A 22,800-nucleotide genomic window follows, 5' to 3' on the forward strand; every position below is an offset into this window, starting at 1 on the left:
TTTGTTTATTTGCGAAAGGGGATCGCGTTCACATGATCATTGGAGTATTAAAGGAAATCAAAAACAACGAAAACCGTGTTGCATTAACACCTGCCGGGGTAGCAGCGTTACATGCACAAGGACACCGTGTCATCATCGAATCAATGGCAGGTATGGGAAGTGGCTTCACGAACGAAGAGTATGTCAAAGCAGGTGCCGAAATCATCCCAACAGCTGCTGAAGTCTGGGCAACAGCTGAACTTGCTTTAAAAGTTAAAGAGCCGATCGCTTCTGAGTACCAATATTTCCGTCCGGACCTGACATTGTTCACGTACCTACACTTAGCTGCTGAACCAGAACTGACACGTGCACTCGTTGATTCGAACATCACAGCAATCGCTTATGAAACAGTTGAGAAGAACCGCACGCTTCCATTGCTAACACCAATGAGTGAAGTCGCAGGACGTATGGCATCACAAATCGGTGCACAGTTCTTAGAAAAACCACACGGTGGTATGGGCATCCTGCTTGCTGGTGTTCCTGGGGTCCGTCGTGGAAAAGTAACAGTCATCGGCGGTGGTGTCGTCGGAACGAATGCTGCGAAACTCGCAGTCGGTCTTGGTGCGGATGTCACGATCATCGATGTCAGCCCAGAACGTCTTCGCCAGCTAGATGATATCTTCGGTAACTCGATCAACACATTGATCTCAAACCCGTACACGATTGCTGAAGCAGTCGCTGAAAGTGACCTTGTTATCGGTGCTGTCTTGATTCCAGGTGCAAAAGCACCGAAACTCGTCACTGCTGACATGGTCAAACGGATGAAGCCAGGTGCTGTCATTGTTGACGTCGCTATCGACCAAGGTGGCATCTTCGAGACAGTCGATCGTATCTCGACGCACGATGATCCAACGTACGAAAAATTCGGTGTCGTTCATTATGCTGTTGCAAACATGCCTGGTGCCGTTCCGCGTACGTCTACACTTGCATTGACGAACGCAACGCTTCCTTATGTTCTTGAACTCGCAAACAAAGGCACTCATCGTGCACTTGCTGAAAACGATGCTCTTGAAAAAGGATTAAATGTTGCGCAAGGATTCGTCACATATGAAGCAGTCGCACGCGATCTCGGATACACGTATAAATCTGTCGAAGAGGTTCTTCACCTTCACGCATAATAGAAACAATCATTACAAACACGGCAGTGGATCGTTTCCACTGCCGTGTTTTGATGTTATACGATTGGTTTGTAATTTTAGAAAGCAAACGCGACAAGCGCCGCAATCGTCCACGGCAAGATTAAGTTGTCGAGATCCCTGTACGAAATCGCTTCGATCAATGCTGCGATATTCGCAAGTAAAAAGCCATAACTGACTGCGAGCCAAACGGGTTGTTCGTAAAACAAGAACGTCAGCGTCAAAACGAGAAATGACGCTAAAAATAACGCGATACTTCCTTCAAAGGATCGTTTCGCCTCACCGCGAACGTAAAACGTCTTCCCGAAGCGTTTTCCGATAAGTGCCGCGAGTCCATCGCCCCAGGCAAGTACCATACTTCCGGCAACGAGTGCCATTGGCTGCCGTTCGAAGAAGAATAGGACGAGCCCTGCTAAGGCGAGCGGATAGTAGACCGTCCCATAAGAAGGACGGTCGACGTCATGCATCTGTCCGATCCCTTTCCGTAGTGTCAGTAGGTTAACAGCAGCAAAGAATAACAGCGGTACGATGGCAACGTACCAGTGATCAAGCCATAGAAGCGCAAGAAATACCCAATGACCGACAGCAATATGAATCCATTTCCGAACCGTCTCGGGAGAAAAACCGAAGCGACGTCCTATCAATTCGAGGATGACGAGAACGAGCCCGACGATTCCAATCGTACCAATGGCAGCAATCCATTCCATCGTGATTCCCCCTTTCCTATTATTGTACGTTGTTTTAGTTGCCATTTGCCCTATTGAACCTTCATTTGATAACATAAGGTCAAATGACGTCCTAGAGAGGAAGTTTTGGAAATGTATGATGCTCAAGCAGTCCAAACATTATCAAGTTGTCTGCAACGCTTGAACGAAGGAAAAGGGATCGAGCCCCTTGTTCTAGCAGAGGGAACAGAATTGCCAAAGGTCATCAATCGTCTGAAACAATTCGACCCACTTAAGAATGGTCTATCCATCAATGAAATCGTTCATTTGGCAAATGCCCTGATCGGAGAACACATGTCGGCGACGACGATTCAGAACTGGACGAAGCGTGAAGTCCGAGACATCATCGGCGTACCGCATCGCGGAAAGAAATACTCGATCAATCAGGCCTCCATCATCTACCTGCTGGACGATTTAAAACACCTTTTCTCGTTAGAAGAAACACGTGAACTGCTCACGATCGTCTTCAAGAATCCGAATATCGATGAGGATGATTTAATCAGTCCGCTTAATTTTTATCTCATCTATACGCAACACGCGGAGACGAGTGGACCGATTGAATTGACGGAGAAGCGTCTCAGACGCTCACTTGAGCGCATTAACGCTTATCGTCCAGAAACCGTCCATGTCTTGCAACTCTGCCTCTATGCCCGTCGTGTGTCGCATCTGACGCACGAAGCGAAACAACGCCTCCATCATGTTCTCCAAACGACATGATGAAAAAAAGATGCCTTCCATGACATGGATGGCATCTTTTTTTATTTAGACGGCTGTCAGTGATTTATAGTGGACGTTGTTCGTCAGACTTTTCAAGACAGAGAGTAGTTCGTACATCGAGAGTTTGTCAGCATCCTTGACGAGACGGTACTCATCACCATCTTGCAACAATTCTGCTACGACTTCTCCAGCTGCACTCCGAACGGAGAACTTCCCTTTTGTCAGGTCGAAGGAAATCGTGTACGTACCACGCTCATACACGTTGTACTCACATTTCTTCGAGAAGAGCGAGAACTTCTCACGCATTTGACCTACCTCTTGTCCATCATGGTTCATCACGACCCATTTCTTACATGTCGGAATAAACTTACCAAACGCTACCCCTCTACCTTCACCATTCATTACTTGAACACGACCATTTTCGTCGTGTTGAACCGCACCAATCATTTGGTGTGCTTCATCATAAATCGCGGCATGACCTTGCGAAAAAACGCAACCCTGCACATAGACAACTTTGCGCAACAGAAATTCTCCTCTCACTGCTAAAACGTGCTGGTTTTTCGTCCCCAGTTTATTTAGACATCCTGTATAGTTTAACTTTCTTTATCTGTATGATATTTCGTTAACGAAAATGATTATTGCACCGTTTCTCCAAATTGACAACCCCCTTTTGTCGACAATCATTCGACATACTTAATGCAGGTTCATCTCCTTTGCAAATGCGAGCAATTCTTCCCGGTCGATGAGGCGAACCTGATTTGGTTCTGCCAGTTGATATGCGGCTTCCGTAAAGGTCGAATTCGTAACGACCCACCCCTCGTCCATTCCGTAGAATGGAACCGATGCAGCGACCTGTTGAACCGCTTCGAGCCCTACAGCCGCACTATATCGCTTTGCCTGGATGGCAATCTTATACCCTCGTTCATCCTCTATCAACAAATCTGCTCCGAAGTCACGTGAGGCAGGTGTCAGCTCAACCCGATATCCTGCTGTTTCAAACAAATCGGCAAGCCATTCTTCAAATTCTCGTCCTTCCATTCGATCGAGTCGTTTTTCAAGCGACGGCGTTAAAATGGACAAAAGAAGAAAAAGGATACACCCTACTATACTGATGATTAAGATTAAAGGTTCCCAAGAACTCGAAAAAAAATAAGTTCCGAAAATTCCTATCATTGCAAACAAAGATGCCAGTAATAAACGTTTTCGTTTCAATCGTTTCATCGTACTTTTCCCCTCTGCTTTATCGTGACCTTTTTTTCACTATACTAAAATTCCTCGTTCGTTGCTTCCTTCGACAGGAAACACAACTCGTCTTGCAGAAGTAAACTAACGAGGAAAGACTGTCTTAAAATCCATGGTCGAAGACCAGTCAGGAGGTAGCTCATGGCAGAACATTCATCCCCTTCATCCTTACGAATGATCCATGCGACGTTACGTGCTATGAAAGACCCCGTTCTTCTTATCGACGCAAATGGAATGATTCAATTTCATAATGACGCTTTTCAACACCAGTTCATGACCACTCCGAACATAGAAACAATCCAGGAACTTTTTCCGATTACAGATGACTTCTTTCCACTTCAGAAGGAAGCTGTCATTTCAACGACACATCAATTAACGATCACAGCGATTGAAGCGACTAACTATTTTCTTGTCCATGTTGCATCTCTGAAAATCACGGACTTGTTCGGTTCATCACTTGATGCTGCTTTATTCATCACTGATACGGAATTTCGGATCCAAGCATGTAACGAGGTAGCAAGTGCCTTGTTTCAATTTGATCACGTCGAAGATATCATCGGTCTTCAACCGACGATTTTACATGATGCAAAAGAAATGGCTACCCGCCGTCACCATCTCGAACAACTGAACTTAAAGGATTTATCCGATGCTCAACTCCTTCTGCTTCATGGACGAGAAGCTGAAAATGAATGGACGTACCATCGTTTGGATGGATCAACGTTTCATGGACGGCTTTATATGACACGTTTACCGAATGATACGTATTTTTTACTCATTCAGGACATTACGACGCAAAAACAAATCGAATGGCACCTGACGAAAAGTGAACGCCGATTCCGACTCTTCTCGGAATCCGTCGTTGAAGCTGTCATCTTTCATGATCATGGCATCATCATCGATGCCAATCGCGCAGCAGAAGTCATCTTCCGCACAAAACTCGAGAAGATGAAAGGAAAAACGACACTTGAGTTGATCCATCCGGATCATCATGCACGTGTCTTACAGCGCATCGAGCAACATCGGGAAGAACCTTACGAAGTGCTCGGTCAGCGTGCCGACGGAACTTCTGTCGAAATCGAAGTCTTTCCACGTGAAATCATCTATAACAATACCCGCATGCGTGTCGCCGTCGTTCGCGACATTACGGAACGAAAAAAGATCGAGAAAATGCTCGAGCGCGAAAAAAATGCCATCATGCGTCAACGCGACATCACGCAATCGATTCTTCAAGCATCCAATGAAGGCTTCTTACTGACGGAAGAGGATGGAAGTTTTATCTTCATGAACGTCAAAGCACGTAAGTTACTTGATGTTCCAGGAATTGCGCCAAGTAAGATCCAAGAACGGATCAGCTTGATTCCAAATCTCGATTTGAATACTCGATTCGATATGCTCCGACAAGTCGAGGAACTGCTTGCCGGAAAACATTCTGAACTATCGTTTCGTTTTACGTTACAGCGACCGAATGAGTCCAGTCCGCTCTACTTCGAATTTTATGCGACTGCGATCAAAAAGGAGAAGAGCCGTATTTCCCGTCATGGTTTCTTATTCGTTTTCCGCGACCGGACGGAGGAAGCGAAGATGGATCAAGTCAAGGATGAACTCGTTAGTACAGTATCGCATGAGTTGCGGACGCCATTGTCTTCCATCCTTGGCTATATGGAATTACTTCGATATAAAGAACAGCCGCCTGCTAGGATCGAACGTTATGTTGAAATCGTTCACGAAGAAACGAAACGGCTGACGACTCTGTTAAATGAGTTTTTAGATATTCAGCGATTAGAGAGCGGAAAGCAAGAATATGCTTTCTCATCGTTCTCATTGCGTGAGCTTCTAGTAGCGACCGTTGATGCTTATGGCGAGACCGTCGATTCACATCGCATTGATCTGAAACTACCAGAGGATCCTGTCCTGATTTTTGCGGACGAGCATAAAATCAAGCAAGTCATTTTGAACTTACTGTCTAACGCCATTAAATACTCTCCACAAGCGGATCATATTGAAGTAAATCTTTCAGCAAACTCAGAACAAGCGACGTTGTCTGTAACGGATCACGGACTAGGCATTCCACAAAATGCTTTTGAAAAGCTCTTTACGAAATTTTACCGAGTCGATAACTCAGACATCCGAAAAATTGGAGGTACCGGACTTGGGCTTGCCATTTGTAAAGAAATCATCGAATCACATGGAGGAGCGATTTCAGTCGAATCAGAAATCAATGATGGTTCGACATTCACTGTCGTGCTCGAACGTGACCCAAGAAAGGAATGGAATTGATGCGGACCTATTTTATGACCGGTTTTCCCGGTTTTTTAGCAACAAAACTGATTGAACAACTAGCACGTGTCCCGGATCAAATCGCTTGTTTTCATTTGTTGCATGTAGCATCAGAGCGGGATACTGCTTCTAAGCGACGCGATGATCTTCTCAAACATACGTCCTTACGAGCGGATCAACTCGTGTTACATGAGGGTGATATTACCGTCGAACAGCTTGGCTTAGCACCCGATACGCGGATAATCCTGCAACAAGACGTCACACACATTTTCCATCTTGCTGCGCTATATGATTTAGCAACGGCATATGAACCTGCCTTTCGGATCAATGTCATCGGTACCGCGAACGTGACACAGTTCGCCCACACGTTCCTCTCTTTAGAGCGCTATATCTACTTCAGTACAGCATATGTCTCTGGTCTACGCTCAGGAACGGTTCTTGAGGATGATTTACAGGCTAGCACTTTTAAAAATGCTTACGAAGAAACGAAATATCTAGCAGAAGTTCGCTTGCGTAAAGAAATCGGCACGATCCCCTATACGATCATTCGTCCTGGAATCGTTGTCGGACATTCCGAAACAGGCGAAACACCGAAGTGGGACGGCGTCTACTTCGTATTGAATGCAATGCGTCTTTTGCAATCCTTTGCCCCTCTGCCTTATCCCGGTCGGGCAAACGCACTCGTCAACCTCGTGCCATATGATTATGTGATCGAAGCAACTGCTTATCTGAGTCACGCACCCGTCGGAAAAAATAAGACCTATCACCTGACCGATCCATTCCCACATGGGGCACGCGCGATTTTCGAGATGTTACATGTCGCCTATTACGGTCGGTATCCGCGTGGCATCGTGCCCTTCCGTCTTGTCAGCACAGCATTGACTCCCGCTGTCGCAAAACGACTCCAGATGCAGCGTCAAACGCTCGATTACTTCATTCATTCCGTTCAATATGATACGACACATACTTTACGTGACTTACGCAATACCGGTATCATTTGTCCAGATCTTGCGGAGACGATGCCGCGTCTCGTCACCTATTACCAAACACATGCATCACACTAAAAAAAAGTCCAGATCTCCTTTTCTTAAGAAAGGGGCTCTGGACTTTTTAATGAATTAGCCAATCAACATGTTTTCTTTCGGATAACGAATCGTCCGATCTCGTTGCGCAGCAAATGTGAATAGGATTGTTAAGGATCCGACGCGTCCTAGTAACATCATGAACATGATTAAAAACTTACCGAAGCTATTGAGCTCAGCTGTCACATTCAAAGAAAGACCAACCGTACCAAACGCCGACACCGTCTCAAAGAATAAACCAATGAATGAGATATTCGGTTGTGTCAATGCAAGGAACGTCGTGATCAGAGCAATGAACAACAAACTGAAGACCGCAATCGCATATGCTTTTTGGATCGCTTGTGTTTGAACCGTTCGACGCATTAATACCGTTTCTCGTTGACCACGTATATACGTCCAAACGTTCTTCAAGATGACCGCTGCCGTCGTGACCTTAATCCCGGAACCTGTTGATGCGGAACCCGCTCCGATATACATCAAGACCATCATTAAGCCGATCGAGAGCGGCACCATCGTCGTTAAATCGATCGTCTGGAAACCAGCCGTTCGTGTCGTGACGACTTGGAAGAACACGATATGGAGCGCACTGAAAAACGATTCATCTTTTAATGAACCTAAGTTCGATACCCATTCGTAGAGCATCATCGCTAAAACACCGAGTCCATTGATGACAAGTAATGAAAGCACCATCAATTTAGAATGAAGCGAAATTTTCTTGAAGTTTCGTTTACCAGCGATATCCGCGATGACCGTAAAACCAAGACCCCCAATCATCAAGAGCGCTGCAATCGTCAGAATGAATGTTGTATCTTGTTGGAAACCGATTAAATTATCACCCCAAAGTGCGAATCCCGCATTGTTGAAGGCGGATACGGCATGAAATAGACCGTAATAGAGTGCTTTCCCAAAGGTATACTTATATTGAATGAATAAATCAAGCGCAATCAAAAACATACCAACGATTTCAACGAGGATCGTCGTGACGATGATATTACGGACGAGACGAATAGTTCCGCCCGGACTATCGAGATTAAACATCTCTTGGATAATGATTCGCTGACGAATCCCAATTTTTCGTCCCGTCACGCTCAGCAAGACGAGCGCAATCGTCATGAATCCAAGCCCACCGACCTGGATTAAGAGCATCATGATGATCTGACCGAGTAAATTATAGGATTCGGCAATATTGATCGGTGACAGTCCTGTGACGGTTCCTGCCGATGTCGCGACGAATAGACAATCGATGAAAGACACATCTTGCCCCTCTTGTTGTGAGATCGGAAGCCACAATAAAAAACCACCTAGTAAAATCGTCAATGTAAAGCCCGTTGCGATGAAACGCGCTGGTTTATCGAATAGCTGATGATACATCAATTCACCGAAACGCCCGAAGCGCGCCAGTGGTGAACGTCTTTTATGCGAGAACATCTTACTCCCCCTAGATTGTTTTCAGACAGAATTGTCTTTATCATACTCCCTCGAATTAAGAAGTTCTATCGAAATATGCAATCGACTAAACGTTTTCGTATTTTTTTGGTAAACTAGATAAAAGTGGACGTGTAATCATTAAAGGAGGTTGAGGGAAACAGTGGACCCTAAGACGGCTGATCATTCGATTGAGGATGTCTGGCGAAGGCTGGAACGACAATCACAATGGATGCCTGCGCAATTGTATTATCAATTCGAGGAACTCTTATCATTACATTTGGAGCAACCGATTCTAAATGAATTGTATCAAGTGTTAAAAAAATACGACGTACTGACCGATATAGAGCGTGACGAACGAAACGAAAGCATTCAAATGCTAATCGACGAAAACGGCGCTTGATTCTCGGTTTTTGGATTTCCGAGCAGAAGAAGTGTCTTCTGCTCTTTTATTTTTCGTTCATATACGGATTACATACAGAAAGGTGGCACACATCAATCATGGATATCGTGTCGATCATCGGGATCATTCTTGGTCTCATCACACTAGTCGGAGGTATGATCTTAAAAGGTGCGCCTCCAGTCGCTCTACTTAACCCTGCAGCACTCGTCATCATCTTCGTCGGGACAGCAGCTGCCATCATGATTTCCTTCCCGAAGGAACGATTGAAAGTCTTACCTGCCTTGTTTAAAGTCATCTTATTCGAACAAAAGTTGATGACGAAACAAGTGTTGCTCGGACAATTTCTGACACTCTCAACGCAAGCACGTAAAGAAGGTCTACTATCTCTCGAATCAGCACTTGAAGAGGTCGATAATGCTTTCATGAAGCGCGGCGTCATGATGGTCATCGATGGACAACCATCCGAATATGTCGAGGACGTCATGACACGCGACCTCGAAAATATGACGGAACGCCATCATGCAAATGCGAACATCTTCACGCAAGCTGGAACCTACGCTCCAACGCTCGGGGTTCTCGGTGCCGTCGTTGGTCTGGTCGCTGCCTTATCGGATTTATCGGATATCGAAAAATTAGGTCACGCGATTTCGGGTGCCTTCATTGCGACGCTATTCGGGATATTCACCGGGTACGTTCTGTGGTTCCCGTTCGCAACGAAACTGAAGCAAAAATCAGCGAGCGAGATTCAGTTGTACGAGATGATGATCGAAGGCATTCTCTCGATTCAAAACGGCGAATCGCCAAAAAACTTAGAGGATAAGCTACTTGTGTACCTGACACCGAAGGAGCGTGCAAACTATGAAGCGGAAAAAGAAGCCGCATGACGAACATATCTCCGAAGGCTGGTTGATTCCGTACGCCGACTTATTGACCTTGCTTCTGGCTCTCTTTATCGTTCTCTTCGCTTCGAGTAATGTTGACGCTGTAAAATTAAAAGCAATGTCACAGTCGTTTAGCTCCGTCTTCAATGGTGGCTCGGGAATGATCACGAACAGTTCTCTTTCTTCACAAGAAGAAGAGGATTCAAAAAAACTCGATGCCCGGACAAAAGCACAAAGCTATGAAATCGCCGAACTCGAGAAAATCAAAGAAGAAGCCAATCAATACATTAAAAATGAAAAGCTTGAGAAAGACATCAAGGTCGAGATCACAAATGAAGGACTCGTCTTTACGATTCGTGACCGGGCACTATTCTCGCCAGCTCAGGCAGAAGTAAGAGGACGCTCGCTTCAAATTGCAGAGGGGATGAGCGCCCTTCTCGTCAAGGCAGGACAACGTCAAATTCAAGTGTCTGGGCATACGGATAACATTCCAATCAACACAGCACAGTACCCATCGAACTGGGAACTTAGTGCGGACCGGGCGATCAGTTTCATGCGCGCCTTACAAAGAAACCCAAAGCTTGAACCAAAACGTTTTACCGTCAGCGGTTACGGAGAATTCCAACCCATCGCTTCCAATCAAACAGAGGCGGGGCGTAGCCAGAATCGACGTGTTGAAGTATTGATTCGACCATTAATCGACTTGAAAGCGAACGTACTCGACGAAACAAAAGTCGAGTCCTAACCAAAAAAGATCCTTCGTGGTAATTACCACGAAGGATCTTTTTTAATAATATGGACGAATCATGATATAGACGATAACACCGGTCAAACTGACGTATAACCAAAGCGGCATCGTAAAGCGTGTCCATTTCTTATGCTTCTCGAAATTTTGATTCACGGCATGCGCGAGCGACATCAAGACGAGTGGAACAATGACTGCCGCTAGAATGATGTGCGAAATCAAGATAAAGAAATAGATCGGACGCACAAAACCTTCGCCCCCGAACTTCGTCGATTCACTGACGGCATGATACGTGACGTACGAAATCAAGAACAATGTCGTCGTCGTCATCGCACCACCAATGAAGCGACGATGATTCACACGGTTGCCGCGACGAATGGAAATCCAAGCGCCGAGCAACAACATGAAGGTAAAACTATTGAAGATGGCGTTCAAAAAAGGAAGTAACGTCCAGTCGAATCCTGAATCAACTTGTACGGGTGGTGCAAAAAATAAGAGCGCCACGAGCAAGTTGATGACAAGCGTCAACAGAATGACGAGCGGGACGAAATTCCGTTTAGTAGCAGGTTGTTGCATGAATCATTCTCCTTGTTTCCAGTCGAAATAACGTTTCAACCATTTTGGGATCGGACCGGCGAATAAACGTTCACGCCAGTAAATATCAGCAGCGCGCTGAACCGCAGCACCACGAATCGGATACGGGTGGACGACACGCGACAATTGACCGACCTTATCTTTACGTGCCATCGCGTAGACGACTTCTTGCATCCACTCTCCGGCTTGTTCCCCAATCGCATGCGCTCCGATTAGTTTACCCCGTTTATCAGCGATGAGCTTGACGCGTCCTTCTGTCTGACCGTTGATGACAAAACGATCGACTTCATCAAGACCTGTCTGATAGACTTTGATCTCGCCATGTTTCTTGCGTGCCTCTTCTTCCGTCAAACCGAGGTGGAATAATTCAGGCGTCGTGAATGTGACCCAAGGGACCGCTCGATAATCAGGCTTCGTCCGTAGACCGAATAAAGCATTCGTGACGACGGTTTTTCCTTCGAGTCCTGCGACGTGTGTAAATGGAAGAGAGTTGATCGTATCCCCGACCGCAAAGATGTGTCGCTGGCTTGTCCGAAGTGAACTGTCGACTTGGACGAATCCTTTTTCGACATGCACGCCAGCTCGGTCAAGACGTAGCGCCTCGATGCGCGGCTTCCGACCGACCGCTACAAGTACGGCATCCGTTTCGATGACACGTGATTCACCGTTTGCTTCGACCGTGACCTCAATGCCTCCCGCTGACTTCCGGACATGCGTGACCTTCGTATCGAGATGTAACGTCAATTCTTGTTCGAGCTGGCGTTGAATGACTTCGACCATGTCACGATCTTCTTTTCCGAGCAATGTCTTCATGCCTTCGATGACGGTGACTTCTGTTCCAAGATGCGCGTAAGCTTGTGACAACTCAAGACCAATCGCACCACCACCGATAACGAGGAGACGTTCTGGACGTTCCGTCAATTCAAAGATCGTCTCGTTCGTTAAATATTCAATCGTATCAAGTCCGTCAATCGGTGGAATGATTGGTTGGGATCCAGTCGAGATCGCAAACTTCTCACCAACGACAAGTTGCCCCGCCACTTCGACTTCGTGTGCGCTGAGGAAGGTCGCTTCTCCGATGTAGACATCAACACCCAAGTCCTCGAACCGTTTCGTTCCATCATGTGATTGAATGATGTTGCGTGCCCGATCGACGCTTGCTTTCGTTTTTGAATAGACAGCGTCTCCGTTCAACGTCACGTTGTACTTCTCTGCCGTCCGCTTCATGACATGAACATCGTGCGCTGCTTCAATCAACGCTTTTGAAGGAACACAACCGTAATGGAGACAATCCCCACCTAGATGCGTATGGCGTTCAATCAGGGCAACGTGTGCGCCAAGACTCGCTGCACCGGCAGCGATCGTCATTCCTGCTGCACCGCCACCAATGACGACTAATTGATAGTTCTTCATCGTGATTCCTCCTCGTAACGGCGTGTAATGTCTTCCATGCGTTTGCGGTTGACACCCCAGTCAGAGTACCCGACACGTGACGCCGAACGGAAATGAATCACTTGTGCTGCTTCATCGAAGTAAAATTCGACGTCATCCTTGAAGCGAAAGATTTTACTTGTGAAGATGGCATGGATGTATGTTCCTTCTTCCTTGACGACTTTAACGCGGTCGAGGCTTTGAAGGATACGTAACAGTTGAAACTTCGAATCTGCAAGCGTTCCTTTGAATGGGAGCGGTCGCATTTTCATTTCTTGTAGATCGGTTTGAGTAGATACCGCGTTCGGTTTTCCGGAGAGCGGTTGAAGCGTACCATTTGAAACACCAAGTGCCATGACTGATTCCTCCGTTTCCTATCATCTGATCCATTTCGTACTATAATCCACTTAACTTTACCAGTTTCTGTTTCACTCTGCCCGTCTCAGTGTTTACGCTTTCGTGACAGGTAGTAGAATCGTTGCGATGACGCCACCTTCCGGCTGATTATCAATGAATAGCTTGCCTTCATGTGCTTCGACGAGTTCTCGACAAATCGATAGACCGAGTCCTGTTCCGCCCTTTCCTTTTTGCACTTGATAGAACTTTTCCGTGACATGACGTAAGTGCTCTTTCGGAATACCGGGACCTTCATCACTGAATGAGAGGAACAACACGCGCTCCGAACGAACAAGTCGAATCGTGATTGTCCCGTCGATCGGTGAAAAGCGAATCGCATTATCAAGCAGGTTCAAAAAGACTTGCTTCAGTCGATTTTCATCGTACAGACCGACGACTTGTGCCGGTAACTTCTGCACGATCTGGACATTTTTTTCTTCTAACTTTTGACGAAGTTGCGCCGTTACGGTCTCGATGATTTCCGTCAAGTTGACTTCCTGACGGTATAAGACGAGACGACTTGTCTCAAGTTTTGAGAAGTCCAGTAACTGCTCGACGAGCGAAATCAAACGCTCTGTCTCCGAGTGAATGATGCCCATCCCAAGCGATGCCTCTTCCGGCAACTGATCCTGTTCGACGAGTAACGTCTCGCTCCAGCCCTTGATCGATGTCAACGGCGTCCGCAATTCATGGGAGATACCAGAAATGAATTCATCTTTCAGCGTTTCCTGTTGCTTGATCTGTTGCCCCATATAATTGATCGTCCGCGCTAGTTCTCCAAGTTCGAACGAATACTCCTCGTTCACCTTGACGTCATAATGCTGTTTCGCGATTTGGTCCGATGCACCGATGACTTCCTGAATCGGTCGAACGATTGACGAAACAAGACGCGAGGAATAAATGAAGGCAAGTCCCCAGATTACTGTACCCAGGAGGACGATCGCTAAACAAATTTCGATGACACGTCGATCAATCCGCTCAAGGGAAGTCGTATAACGAAGTGCTCCCGTCGTCTGACCGAATGAAACGACAGGCTCCGTCACTTCAAGCAGATGTTCTCCAGTCGCCTCATCATCGTAGCGTTTCGTAACGGTCTGTCCTCCCCGCACTTGATTGAGCGCCTCGCGTGTCAATTTACGTTCCGAGATGAACCCTGTCGAGGAGTAGCGTGGAATACCTGTTGCATCCAAGACTTCGATTTCCGCATCCGGATAAGCATAGGAATCCAGTACATCGTGAATCGTTGTTTCAGAATCCGTATAGTCGTAAGCAAGACCGCTATTCGCAAACAAGACGGCACTCGCATTTGCATGACGTTTTAAGACATCTGTCGCTGTCACGTAGTAATAGTTATAGGTCACGAACGAAAGAATCCCGATGACGAGTAGGACCGTCACCGTGATGATCGTCATAAACCGCATCAATATCTGGCGTTTCATTCTTCGTTACGCCACTTGTATCCATGTCCCCACAATGTCTCGATGAACTTCGGTTCCGCTGGATTCTCTTCGATTTTTTGACGTAGACGGCGAATGTTGACATCGACTGTCTTCCGGTCGCCAAAGTAGTTCTCGCCCCATACCGCATCGAGTAATTCATCGCGCGACATGACTTGGTCTTCATTCTTAATGAAGTGGCAAAGTAAATCATATTCAGTCGGTGTCACTTCGACGTCGATTCCTTCTTTTTGGACACGCTTCGCCCCTAAATCGATCCGGAACGGTCCAGAAACGAGTTCACGCGGCTGTTTCCGACGACGTAACGTCTCTACTCGTCGTAAGAGCGACTGGATGCGCGCGAGTAACTCTGCTGGACTAAACGGCTTCGCGATGTAGTCGTCCGCCCCAACACTTAGTCCCATGACTTTATCCTCTTCTCGCGTACGAGCTGTCAGCATGATGATCCCGACGACTTCATCTTTTGCCCGTGCCTGTTCACAGACGGCAAAACCATCGACTTCTGGCATCATGATATCCAATAGCAAAATATCGAAGGTTTGTTGATTGAATTGTGCAAGTGCTTCTTTTCCATTTTCCGCCTCGATGACATCATAGCCTGCCCGTTTCAAATTGATGACGATGAAACTGCGAATCGCATGTTCATCCTCGGCTACTAGTATTTTGGTCATTCTCTTCTCCCCCTGATTCTTTATTCCACGAGTGTGACACGATTGACGAACACTTCATAATCCTTCGTCGCATCAATCACATAGACATAATCGATACCTTCTTTGATTTTTCTTTTTTGATCACTAGCAATGTATTGCTTTTTCGGAATGATCTCTAATTCGAAATCGACCTGCTTCGTTTCCTGATTAATGAAACGGACACGATTTTCGCGTTTTTCGATTGTTTCACGTGTCGCCCAGTTGGCAGGGAAACGCATCACAAAATTGTATTCTTGATCGATATATTGTTCTTCCCGCAATTCGAATCCACTCTCAAGAAACGGCGGATTGTCGGATCCATTCCATGTGTAGTATGCCGTGATGCGTGGTTTTGGTTCACCCTCACGTCCTTTACTACCTTCGGGTGTGTATTGATGACCGAACTCAACGATTCCGTCTTGGTCCACATCTTTTGGGAACGTATACATCGGTTCAACGATCTCATCCACTTGACCGAAGCGCACCTGTTCTAACGTTTCGTTCGCCAAACGGAATAGTGCGATGTGCATTTTAGCGTCTCGTGTATACGAAACGATCAAACCTTTATTTCGAGCAGCATTGATCGTATCGACTTCAAATAAATCATGTTCTGCAAATAAATCACCATCTTGCGTCGAAAGCGTCGTCTCTTGGTGCTCTTTCGACAAAATGTCATTATAATAGATCAAACGAGACGGACTTCCCTTTTGGAGGAGCACCATATCCCGCTCTCGATCTTGATTCAAATCTGCCACTGACAAGCGATCATACTGATCGACTTTTGTGACGTTTCGTTGCTTCGACAGCAACCGTTCAATGATGTACAACGTATTTTCGCCATAACTGGTAATCCCGATGACCAGATGGTTTTGTTTATGTCGTGGGTCAGCTACGACTTCGAGTCGATCAATGGCACGACCATCTGCCACTGTCTGTCGCGTCATGAGTCGCCATGTTTCGCCTTGCCGTTCATGAACGAGAAGGTGGATCGTGAATCGTCCCTCTTGCTCGCTACGATAGAAAGTGATCGCTTCGTCTTTACCATTTCGATCTAAATCAATGAGTTCATATAAACGTGACACTGCTTGATTGCGTGGCGCCACGATTTCTGCCTGTTTCGGTAAATCAAGCTCAATCCGTTCTTTCAACGACTGCTCCCATGCCGGAAGAGACGGATGTTCGAGTAGAGAGGCTGGGTGCGGAAACATTGTATTACATCCCGCTAATAATAGACTTGATATGATGATGAAGAGATATTTCATAAAGTTGGAATCCTTTCCGTACGGGCTCTGTTTCCACTTTATCACACTCTCTTCGAGTAGAGTATATTGTCGAACGGGAGACAAGTTGTTACGATATACAGATAATTGAAAGGGGTTTGAATGTATGACGTACAAAATGATTGTTCTCGATTTAGATGATACCTTGTTGACAAGTGACCATACGATTTCACCACGCACGAAAGAAGCATTGCTCGCTGCTCAGCGCCGAGGCAAGAAGGTTGTCCTCGCTAGCGGTCGTCCGACTTTCGCGATGCTCGACCTTGCAAAAGAACTAGAACTCGCACGATACGGAAGCTACATTCTGAGCTTCAACGGAGCCTCGATCATCGATTGCCAAACGAACGAATCGCTCTTCCTCAGTACCCTATCCCCGGAGACGGTCCATCGTCTTGATGATTTAAGTAAACGAGAAGGAGTCTATATCCACACGTATGTCGGACATGAGATTCTGACAGAGCAACCGAATGAGTATACGACGCTCGAAGGACAACTGACTGGTATGAACGTCGTTCCCGTCGCTGATTTTAAAGCAGCAATCCAAACACCTGTCGTCAAGTGTTTGATGATGGCTGAAGAGACGAAACTTGCACGTGTCGAGCAGACGCTTCAACAGGAGCTTGCTGGTGAACTTGCAGTCGCTCGTTCGAAACCGTTCTTCCTCGAATTCACGGAAGACGGTGTCACAAAAGGAACAAGTCTTGCCTTACTGTCTGAGAAACTAGGGATTGCTCAAGAAGAAGTCATCGCTTGCGGTGATGGGAACAACGACTTGTCGATGATTGAATGGGCGGGTCTTGGTGTCGCAATGGCGAACGCAGCCGATACCGTCAAAGAAAAAGCACAGTATATGACAGCTTCGAACGATGAAGATGGTGTTGCTCTCGTCGTCGAAAAGTTCATGATGGATGAGGAACCGGCTATCTCAAGCCGCTAAGTAACTCAAAAAAAGAATGACGCGTCTTTTCACGCCCTTTCCTCAGGCGAGACACAAGTCAGTTTTCCTGCTTCATTCAAGCAGGAAAACTGGCTTGTTTGTCTCTGACAGCGCAAAATTGCGCTTTTTCCTTTAGGAGTTTCGTGTGACGCGTCATTTTTTAGATCCGGAAGAAGGATTAGAGAAGCATTTTGTTCACTCGACATCGCTTCCTAGGGAAAAACAAGCAAGAGCGACCCTGCAGCGAAGCGGCGCGATGCTTGTCTCTGGAAAACGATTCGAGACGAACAAAAAAGCGCAATCCTTCTCGTTAAGAGAAAAACTGCGCTTTATCTTCAGTCTCATGCTGACTTTTGAGTCAGCCTTTTTTGATTTACGACAAACACCAGTCAATCGGCTCTCTTCCCTGCTCTTTCAGCCAAGCATTCGTTTGAGAATACGGTTTACTACCGAAAAATCCACGACTCGCGGATAAGGGACTCGGATGGACGGCTTCAAGAACAAGATGACGATCCGTATCGATCAGCGCTTTTTTACTCTTCGCATGATTCCCCCATAAGATGAACACGATCGGTTGTGTCTGTGTTCCTAATACTTCGATGACCCGATCCGTGAACGATGCCCAGCCTTTTTTAGCATGGGATCCCGCTTTCCCCTCCTCAACCGTTAGCGACGTATTGAGCAAGAATACTCCTTGCTGGGACCATGCTTCGAGATTGCCGGATGTCGGTGCCGGACAACCGATGTCCGCGACAAGTTCCTTATACATATTTCGAAGGGATGGAGGAATCGGAACTCCGTCGTGGACGGAAAAGCTGAGTCCATTCGCCTGACGCGGACCATGGTAGGGGTCTTGCCCTAAGATGACGCACCGGACGTCTTCTGGCGCGACTGCATCAAACGCATGAAAGATCCGCTCTTTCGGAGGATAGACGGTCGTCGTTTGATAGGCTTCCTTCAAAAAAGCCCACAGTTCTTGAAAATAGGGTTTTTCCTTTTCTTCTTTTAACACGGTTTGCCAAGATGGATGCACGTGAATCCGCTCCTTTTTCAGTCTCAAGTCGCTGTTCGTCCGTCTTGATTCTGCTATGATGGATGATGAGGTGGAAAATTATGATTCAGACAAAACAATTATTCGGACTACCATTCGTCGATGCGACACCTTCGCAATGGTATACCCATATTAAAACAATCTTACACGACCGCGGAAAAGCCTTTCTTGTCACGGCGAATCCCGAGCTCGTGTTGCGTGCATTGCGTGAACCTTCTTACGATGCCATCTTACGACGGGCGACGTTCATTACACCAGACGGGATCGGTGTAACGGCTGCCAGTAAACGGATGGGAGCACCGCTCACTGCGACATTGCCGGGAATCGAGACCGCACGTGAACTATTGCGGACGGCAGACGCACTCGAGAAGCGCGTCTTTTTACTTGGTGGACGCCCGGAAGTCATGAAATCGTTGATCCGTCAGTTATCGATTCGTTTTCCGAATATCCACTTCGTTGGAACATTTCATGGTTTTGGAAAGACAGAAGAAGCAACGCAAGCAATTACAGAAGCAGACGCTGATCTTGTTCTCGTCGCACTCGGTGCGCCAAAACAGGAAGAATGGATTGCTTCCATCTATGATCAAGTCGATCACGGCATCTTCATCGGTGTTGGTGGTGCGTTCGACGTCTGGTCCGGACACAGTAAGCGCGCGCCCAAATTATTCCGCCGCTTCAAGCTAGAGTGGCTCTATCGTATCTCGACGCATCCTCGTGGATTCGAGAAACTCAAGGACTTGTTACTTTTCCTGACGCTTGTGCTTCGTAAAAAATCAACGCTCTCTTGAGCGCACACAAAAAGGCTCCCGACACGGCGGGAGCCTTTTTTACGCTTATCTTATGCGTTGACAGTCGAGAATGAACGACCGAGTTCTTTCGCTTTAGCGATTGCTGCTTCTTTGATTTCTTCTGCTTTTTCTGGGTTCATTGCCATACCTTCGATGAAGAGTGCATCGTAGTCTGTTACGCCAGTGAAAGCAAGTGCTTGACGGAGATAGTCATCACCGAAGTTAAGACCAGATCCTGTGTAAACGCCACCTGTTGCTTGGATGTGGAGTGCTTTTTTGCCTTCCATCAAACCTTTTGGACCTTCTGCAGTGTAAGCGAATGTTTTACCTGCAAGAAGTACGCTGTCGATGTACATTTTAAGACGTGCTGGGAAAGAGAAGTTCCACATTGGTGTAACGAAGACATACTCATCTGCTTCCATGTATTGCTCGAGATGTTTTGTCATCGTACCGACTTTTGCAATCTCCACTTCTGTTAATTCTTCGCCAGTCGCGAATTTGCCCCATGCGCTAAGGACATCTGTATCGATTTCTTGGACTGTTTCGTTGTATAGGTCAAGAACTTCTACTTCAGCTGAAGGATTCGCTGCTTTATAGCTTTCGAGGAATGCTTCACCGACTTGAAGGCTGAAAGAGTGTTCTGTAGCTTTCGGGTTAACAGTTACATAAAGTAATTTAGTCATTATTATTTCTCCCTTTTATTTAAAGTAAATTCTGTAACTAAACATACCAACCACTTTTTCGTTTGTCAATTAGTTTGACTTCTAAACGAATAAAAAAGCTCAAGTCCATGACTCGAGCTTTCTTGATCTTATGAGTGCTAATCCTTATACATTTTCGAGCGGCGTATAATGTTCGGCTCGCAAACCGATTCGTTTTAACTGATCAATCAACTGTTCCTTTTCTGAAACCGATAAATCCTTGAATAAGTCTGCTAAAAAGGCTTCGTGTTTCGGGAATGTTTCTTCCATCAGTTCGCGTCCAGCTTCCGTTAGGGTTCCAAACGTGACACGCCGATCCGTCGCACATGATTTTCGCGCAATCAACCCACGCTTTTCAAGTTTATCGACGACATACGTCACACTTCCGCTCGTTAACAGAATTTTATCACCGATCTGTTGTAAAGGCGTATCCCCTTTGTGGTAGAGCAATTCAAGAACTCCGAATTCCGATAAATTCAATTGATGTGTTTTGATGTCTGCCTTCACTTGCTCCGTCACCGCATGCATCGTCCGAGATAGAACAACGAGCATTTTCAATGCCAGCTTCGAGTCTGTCGATTCCATTTTACGTTCGCCCCTCTTTGTGTTGTATCGTCACAATCATAGACTTCTTTGTCTACCCGGTCAATTCTTGTTGAATTTTTCCAATCGATTTATATCTCAAAAAATAGTTCTTGCCGTGAAACGCGTTTCATAGCCTATCGTCTTGATATACACTAAAAAGGAGGTAATCATCATGTCGATCCATACACGGTTAACCCAGCTATTTAAGCGAAATGTAGCGTTTGAGTGGGCCATCGAACAATTGCATACACCAGCAGGTTATTATTTGTGTCAGCATACGTTGGTTGATCAATATCCTGATCTGTCTTCTCAAGAAAAAATACGACTACTTTCAAAGATTAATGAATTGGCTGAACAGACACCTTCATTCTCGACTCCTGTCACACGACAGGATTGGCGCCGACTTGAACGACGGTTATCTCGTAAGATGTAATGAAGGAGAGATGCGCGATGACAAATATCCGAGACTTGGCACGCGAAGCCAACGTGTCCGTTACGACAGTCTCACGTGTATTAAATGATCACCCTTACGTAGCAAACGAGAAGCGACGAGCTGTCCGAGAAGCGATTGAAAAACTCGGATACATCCGAAATCAAACTGCCGTCCATCTATCGACGGGTATGACGAAAACGGTCGGTGTCATGCTTCCGTTTGTTGATCATCCGTATCATGCTGCTATTCTTCAGGGGATCGCACAAGCTGCTTTTGACGCCAGTTATCGATTCTTAACGTGGCAAACGAACTATATAGAAACGCATGAGCAACTGGCGCTGGATGCACTCGCGCAACAGGAGATCGATGCACTCATCATCGTTTCGCACAGTCTCCCTTTATCGGCGATCCTGCCATATGAACGCTATGGACCAATCGTCTTTTGTGAACACCACGAAGACGTCGCTGCCGTTTATATCGATCACTATACGGCTTTTCAACAAGGACTCGTACATCTGCGACAACAAGGACATACAAGTATCGGGATTTGTCTCGGGCGCCCTGACAGTACGAATAGCTTAGCACGCAAGCATGCGTATGAAGAAGTTGTCAGTGACGCGTTCGTCTATGAACAGACATTGACGATTGAAGATGGTGCGAACGTCGCAAGGCGTTGGATGCAACAAAAGCAACGACCGACCGCCATCTTGACTGCAAGCGACCACGTGGCAGCGGGACTCATTTTAGAACTACGAAAACAAGGTTACCAGGTCCCCGGAGATCTCTCAGTAATCGGCTTTGACGGAAGCGAACTTGCTGAAGTCTTATCGATGACGACGATTGCGATTCCATATGCTACGATTGGACGACATGCTTTTCAGCTAACAGTTCGAAAAGATACGAGTGCTCGTCCACAAATTGAAGTACCGTCAGCGTTTATTTCTGGAACGACCGTCCTGCCTCACACATGAATCCATATAAAAAAGCGACGAGTTCATCGATTTGAATTCGCCGCTTTATTTCGTTTAAAGTGTTCCTGCCGCTACATAACGTGATCCCCAGTAGCCACCGCGGAACGATTCTTTGACGACTCTTCCATAGTACGAGTTCGCATTAATCATCTTACTGCCATCGACAGCGATTCCAACGTGCTGAACGCCACTACCGTGTGTGAAGAAGACGAGATCTCCTGCGCCAGGAGCTGTTCGTTTCGTTGATGAATACTGAGCAGCTGCCGTGCGCGGAAGTGATTTTCCAAGCGCTTGATAGACGTAACGCGTAAATCCTGAACAATCAAAGCTAACTGGTCCTGTCGCACCAAAAACATAAGGACGTCCTTTAAGGCCCTCGGCTACTGAAACAATCGTTGCCCCTGTTTTGCTCAGTCCTTTTGTCGTTTTTGCGTTGTATGCTTTCGTATACATCGAAGCGATATATGCTGTTTTGCCTTGATGGCGAATTTGGTACCACTCTTTCACTTTTCCGCTCACTGTCACGGACTGTCCAAGTTTCAATTGACCGACTCGCTTGCTCGATGCTGTTGCTTTCGCTCGGATGTTTAACACATCGACGGAGACAATGACTTTCTTATTCGTTGCGGCTTGTGTTGATGACGGAACGATTGTCCAGCTACTGATCAGTAACGTTAAAGTTAGCAAAACACGAGTGACAGTTTTCATCAATTCATTCTCCTCTTATGTATGAGTATAATATGCCTTTAAATTGTCAGATAATTTCTGTTTTTATCCTATCACGTTCCAGATTTTCATCATGTTACAGTTATTTA

General features: G+C 46.2%; 25 protein-coding genes. 11 read left to right on the top strand and 14 right to left on the bottom strand.

Going from position 1 to position 22,800, the window contains the following annotated elements; translation table 11 throughout:
• Nucleotides 1-32 precede the first annotated feature (32 nt).
• Complete coding sequence (gene ald / locus K6T22_RS15615; RefSeq protein ID WP_238238151.1) at nucleotides 33-1,157, top strand: alanine dehydrogenase; 1,125 nt, start codon at nucleotides 33-35, stop codon at nucleotides 1,155-1,157.
• Between the two features lie 77 nt (nucleotides 1,158-1,234).
• Here the strand turns inward: ald and K6T22_RS15620 are convergent, their stop codons facing one another.
• A complete protein-coding gene (locus K6T22_RS15620) occupies nucleotides 1,235-1,882 on the bottom strand; it encodes a diacylglycerol/polyprenol kinase family protein (protein ID WP_238238153.1) in 648 nt (215 codons plus the stop codon).
• 111 nt (nucleotides 1,883-1,993) lie between these two features.
• On the opposite strand from K6T22_RS15620, the gene K6T22_RS15625 reads away from it, so the two are divergent.
• Complete coding sequence (locus K6T22_RS15625; protein ID WP_238238155.1) at nucleotides 1,994-2,617, top strand: DUF1836 domain-containing protein; 624 nt, start codon at nucleotides 1,994-1,996, stop codon at nucleotides 2,615-2,617.
• A 45-nt stretch (nucleotides 2,618-2,662) separates the two neighbouring features.
• Here the strand turns inward: K6T22_RS15625 and K6T22_RS15630 are convergent, their stop codons facing one another.
• On the bottom strand, nucleotides 2,663-3,139 hold the full coding sequence (locus tag K6T22_RS15630) for an LURP-one-related family protein (RefSeq protein ID WP_238238156.1): 477 nt from the start codon (nucleotides 3,137-3,139) through the stop codon (nucleotides 2,663-2,665).
• A gap of 171 nt (nucleotides 3,140-3,310) precedes the next feature.
• The gene (locus K6T22_RS15635; protein ID WP_238238158.1) at nucleotides 3,311-3,838 is read right to left on the bottom strand and encodes a restriction endonuclease; all 528 of its coding nucleotides are present in this window, start codon (nucleotides 3,836-3,838) and stop codon (nucleotides 3,311-3,313) included.
• Nucleotides 3,839-4,000: 162 nt separating this feature from the next.
• On the opposite strand from K6T22_RS15635, the gene K6T22_RS15640 reads away from it, so the two are divergent.
• Nucleotides 4,001-6,136 (top strand): PAS domain-containing sensor histidine kinase, encoded by a 2,136-nt coding sequence (locus K6T22_RS15640; RefSeq protein WP_238238159.1) that lies wholly within the window; start codon nucleotides 4,001-4,003, stop codon nucleotides 6,134-6,136.
• A complete protein-coding gene (locus K6T22_RS15645) occupies nucleotides 6,136-7,200 on the top strand; it encodes an SDR family oxidoreductase (RefSeq protein WP_238238161.1) in 1,065 nt (354 codons plus the stop codon). The genes K6T22_RS15640 and K6T22_RS15645 overlap by 1 nt, the downstream gene beginning before the upstream one ends.
• 54 nt (nucleotides 7,201-7,254) lie before the next feature.
• On the opposite strand, the gene K6T22_RS15650 is transcribed toward K6T22_RS15645, so the two are convergent.
• Nucleotides 7,255-8,646 carry a TrkH family potassium uptake protein gene (locus K6T22_RS15650; protein ID WP_238238162.1) on the bottom strand — a complete coding sequence of 464 codons (1,392 nt, stop codon included), beginning with the start codon at nucleotides 8,644-8,646 and terminating at the stop codon, nucleotides 7,255-7,257.
• A 160-nt stretch (nucleotides 8,647-8,806) separates the two neighbouring features.
• Here K6T22_RS15650 and K6T22_RS15655 point away from each other — a divergent pair, with 160 nt between their 5' ends.
• The 3 genes from K6T22_RS15655 (at nucleotide 8,807) to motB (ending at nucleotide 10,672) form a co-directional block, all read left to right on the top strand.
• Nucleotides 8,807-9,046 carry a hypothetical protein gene (locus tag K6T22_RS15655; protein WP_023469697.1) on the top strand — a complete coding sequence of 80 codons (240 nt, stop codon included), beginning with the start codon at nucleotides 8,807-8,809 and terminating at the stop codon, nucleotides 9,044-9,046.
• A 98-nt stretch (nucleotides 9,047-9,144) separates the two neighbouring features.
• Nucleotides 9,145-9,930: a flagellar motor stator protein MotA gene (motA, locus tag K6T22_RS15660; RefSeq protein WP_023469698.1), complete on the top strand. Its 786-nt coding sequence runs from the start codon at nucleotides 9,145-9,147 to the stop codon at nucleotides 9,928-9,930.
• On the top strand, nucleotides 9,905-10,672 hold the full coding sequence (gene motB / locus K6T22_RS15665) for a flagellar motor protein MotB (protein ID WP_238238164.1): 768 nt from the start codon (nucleotides 9,905-9,907) through the stop codon (nucleotides 10,670-10,672). Before motA ends, motB begins: the two co-directional genes overlap by 26 nt.
• 42 nt (nucleotides 10,673-10,714) lie before the next feature.
• Here the strand turns inward: motB and K6T22_RS15670 are convergent, their stop codons facing one another.
• The 6 genes from K6T22_RS15670 to K6T22_RS15695 form a co-directional block, all read right to left on the bottom strand.
• A complete protein-coding gene (locus K6T22_RS15670; RefSeq protein ID WP_050678430.1) occupies nucleotides 10,715-11,248 on the bottom strand; it encodes a DUF420 domain-containing protein in 534 nt (177 codons plus the stop codon).
• Nucleotides 11,249-11,251: 3 nt separating this feature from the next.
• On the bottom strand, nucleotides 11,252-12,679 hold the full coding sequence (locus tag K6T22_RS15675) for a dihydrolipoyl dehydrogenase family protein (protein WP_238238165.1): 1,428 nt from the start codon (nucleotides 12,677-12,679) through the stop codon (nucleotides 11,252-11,254).
• Nucleotides 12,676-13,053 (bottom strand): DUF1499 domain-containing protein, encoded by a 378-nt coding sequence (locus K6T22_RS15680; protein ID WP_238238167.1) that lies wholly within the window; start codon nucleotides 13,051-13,053, stop codon nucleotides 12,676-12,678. Before K6T22_RS15680 ends, K6T22_RS15675 begins: the two co-directional genes overlap by 4 nt.
• Before the next feature lie 93 nt (nucleotides 13,054-13,146).
• The gene (locus tag K6T22_RS15685) at nucleotides 13,147-14,532 is read right to left on the bottom strand and encodes a sensor histidine kinase (protein ID WP_238238169.1); all 1,386 of its coding nucleotides are present in this window, start codon (nucleotides 14,530-14,532) and stop codon (nucleotides 13,147-13,149) included.
• Entirely contained in the window at nucleotides 14,529-15,221 is a 693-nt protein-coding gene (locus K6T22_RS15690) for a response regulator transcription factor (protein ID WP_238238171.1), read from the bottom strand. Before K6T22_RS15690 ends, K6T22_RS15685 begins: the two co-directional genes overlap by 4 nt.
• Nucleotides 15,222-15,241: 20 nt before the next feature.
• Nucleotides 15,242-16,501, bottom strand: coding sequence for a hypothetical protein (locus K6T22_RS15695; RefSeq protein ID WP_238238172.1), 1,260 nt, complete (start codon nucleotides 16,499-16,501; stop codon nucleotides 15,242-15,244).
• Between the two features lie 124 nt (nucleotides 16,502-16,625).
• Here K6T22_RS15695 and K6T22_RS15700 point away from each other — a divergent pair, with 124 nt between their 5' ends.
• On the top strand, nucleotides 16,626-17,456 hold the full coding sequence (locus tag K6T22_RS15700; protein WP_238238173.1) for a Cof-type HAD-IIB family hydrolase: 831 nt from the start codon (nucleotides 16,626-16,628) through the stop codon (nucleotides 17,454-17,456).
• Nucleotides 17,457-17,829: 373 nt separating this feature from the next.
• On the opposite strand, the gene K6T22_RS15705 is transcribed toward K6T22_RS15700, so the two are convergent.
• The gene (locus K6T22_RS15705; protein WP_208796370.1) at nucleotides 17,830-18,489 is read right to left on the bottom strand and encodes a uracil-DNA glycosylase; all 660 of its coding nucleotides are present in this window, start codon (nucleotides 18,487-18,489) and stop codon (nucleotides 17,830-17,832) included.
• An 80-nt stretch (nucleotides 18,490-18,569) separates the two neighbouring features.
• Between K6T22_RS15705 and K6T22_RS15710 the strand changes: the two genes are divergently transcribed.
• The gene (locus K6T22_RS15710) at nucleotides 18,570-19,295 is read left to right on the top strand and encodes a WecB/TagA/CpsF family glycosyltransferase (protein ID WP_149428012.1); all 726 of its coding nucleotides are present in this window, start codon (nucleotides 18,570-18,572) and stop codon (nucleotides 19,293-19,295) included.
• Between the two features lie 50 nt (nucleotides 19,296-19,345).
• On the opposite strand, the gene K6T22_RS15715 is transcribed toward K6T22_RS15710, so the two are convergent.
• Entirely contained in the window at nucleotides 19,346-19,978 is a 633-nt protein-coding gene (locus K6T22_RS15715) for an NAD(P)H-dependent oxidoreductase (RefSeq protein WP_023469709.1), read from the bottom strand.
• Between the two features lie 144 nt (nucleotides 19,979-20,122).
• On the bottom strand, nucleotides 20,123-20,581 hold the full coding sequence (locus tag K6T22_RS15720) for a MarR family winged helix-turn-helix transcriptional regulator (protein WP_029342913.1): 459 nt from the start codon (nucleotides 20,579-20,581) through the stop codon (nucleotides 20,123-20,125).
• Nucleotides 20,582-20,753: 172 nt separating this feature from the next.
• On the opposite strand from K6T22_RS15720, the gene K6T22_RS15725 reads away from it, so the two are divergent.
• Together K6T22_RS15725 and K6T22_RS15730 are read left to right on the top strand one after the other, a co-directional pair.
• The gene (locus K6T22_RS15725; RefSeq protein ID WP_238238174.1) at nucleotides 20,754-21,014 is read left to right on the top strand and encodes a hypothetical protein; all 261 of its coding nucleotides are present in this window, start codon (nucleotides 20,754-20,756) and stop codon (nucleotides 21,012-21,014) included.
• Nucleotides 21,015-21,031: 17 nt separating this feature from the next.
• Nucleotides 21,032-21,985 (top strand): LacI family DNA-binding transcriptional regulator, encoded by a 954-nt coding sequence (locus K6T22_RS15730; protein WP_238238175.1) that lies wholly within the window; start codon nucleotides 21,032-21,034, stop codon nucleotides 21,983-21,985.
• 54 nt (nucleotides 21,986-22,039) lie between these two features.
• On the opposite strand, the gene K6T22_RS15735 is transcribed toward K6T22_RS15730, so the two are convergent.
• The gene (locus K6T22_RS15735) at nucleotides 22,040-22,693 is read right to left on the bottom strand and encodes a C40 family peptidase (protein ID WP_238238176.1); all 654 of its coding nucleotides are present in this window, start codon (nucleotides 22,691-22,693) and stop codon (nucleotides 22,040-22,042) included.
• Nucleotides 22,694-22,800 lie beyond the last annotated feature (107 nt).

The organism is Exiguobacterium acetylicum (assembly GCF_022170825.1).
Taxonomy (GTDB): Bacteria; Bacillota; Bacilli; order Exiguobacteriales; family Exiguobacteriaceae; genus Exiguobacterium_A; species Exiguobacterium_A acetylicum_B.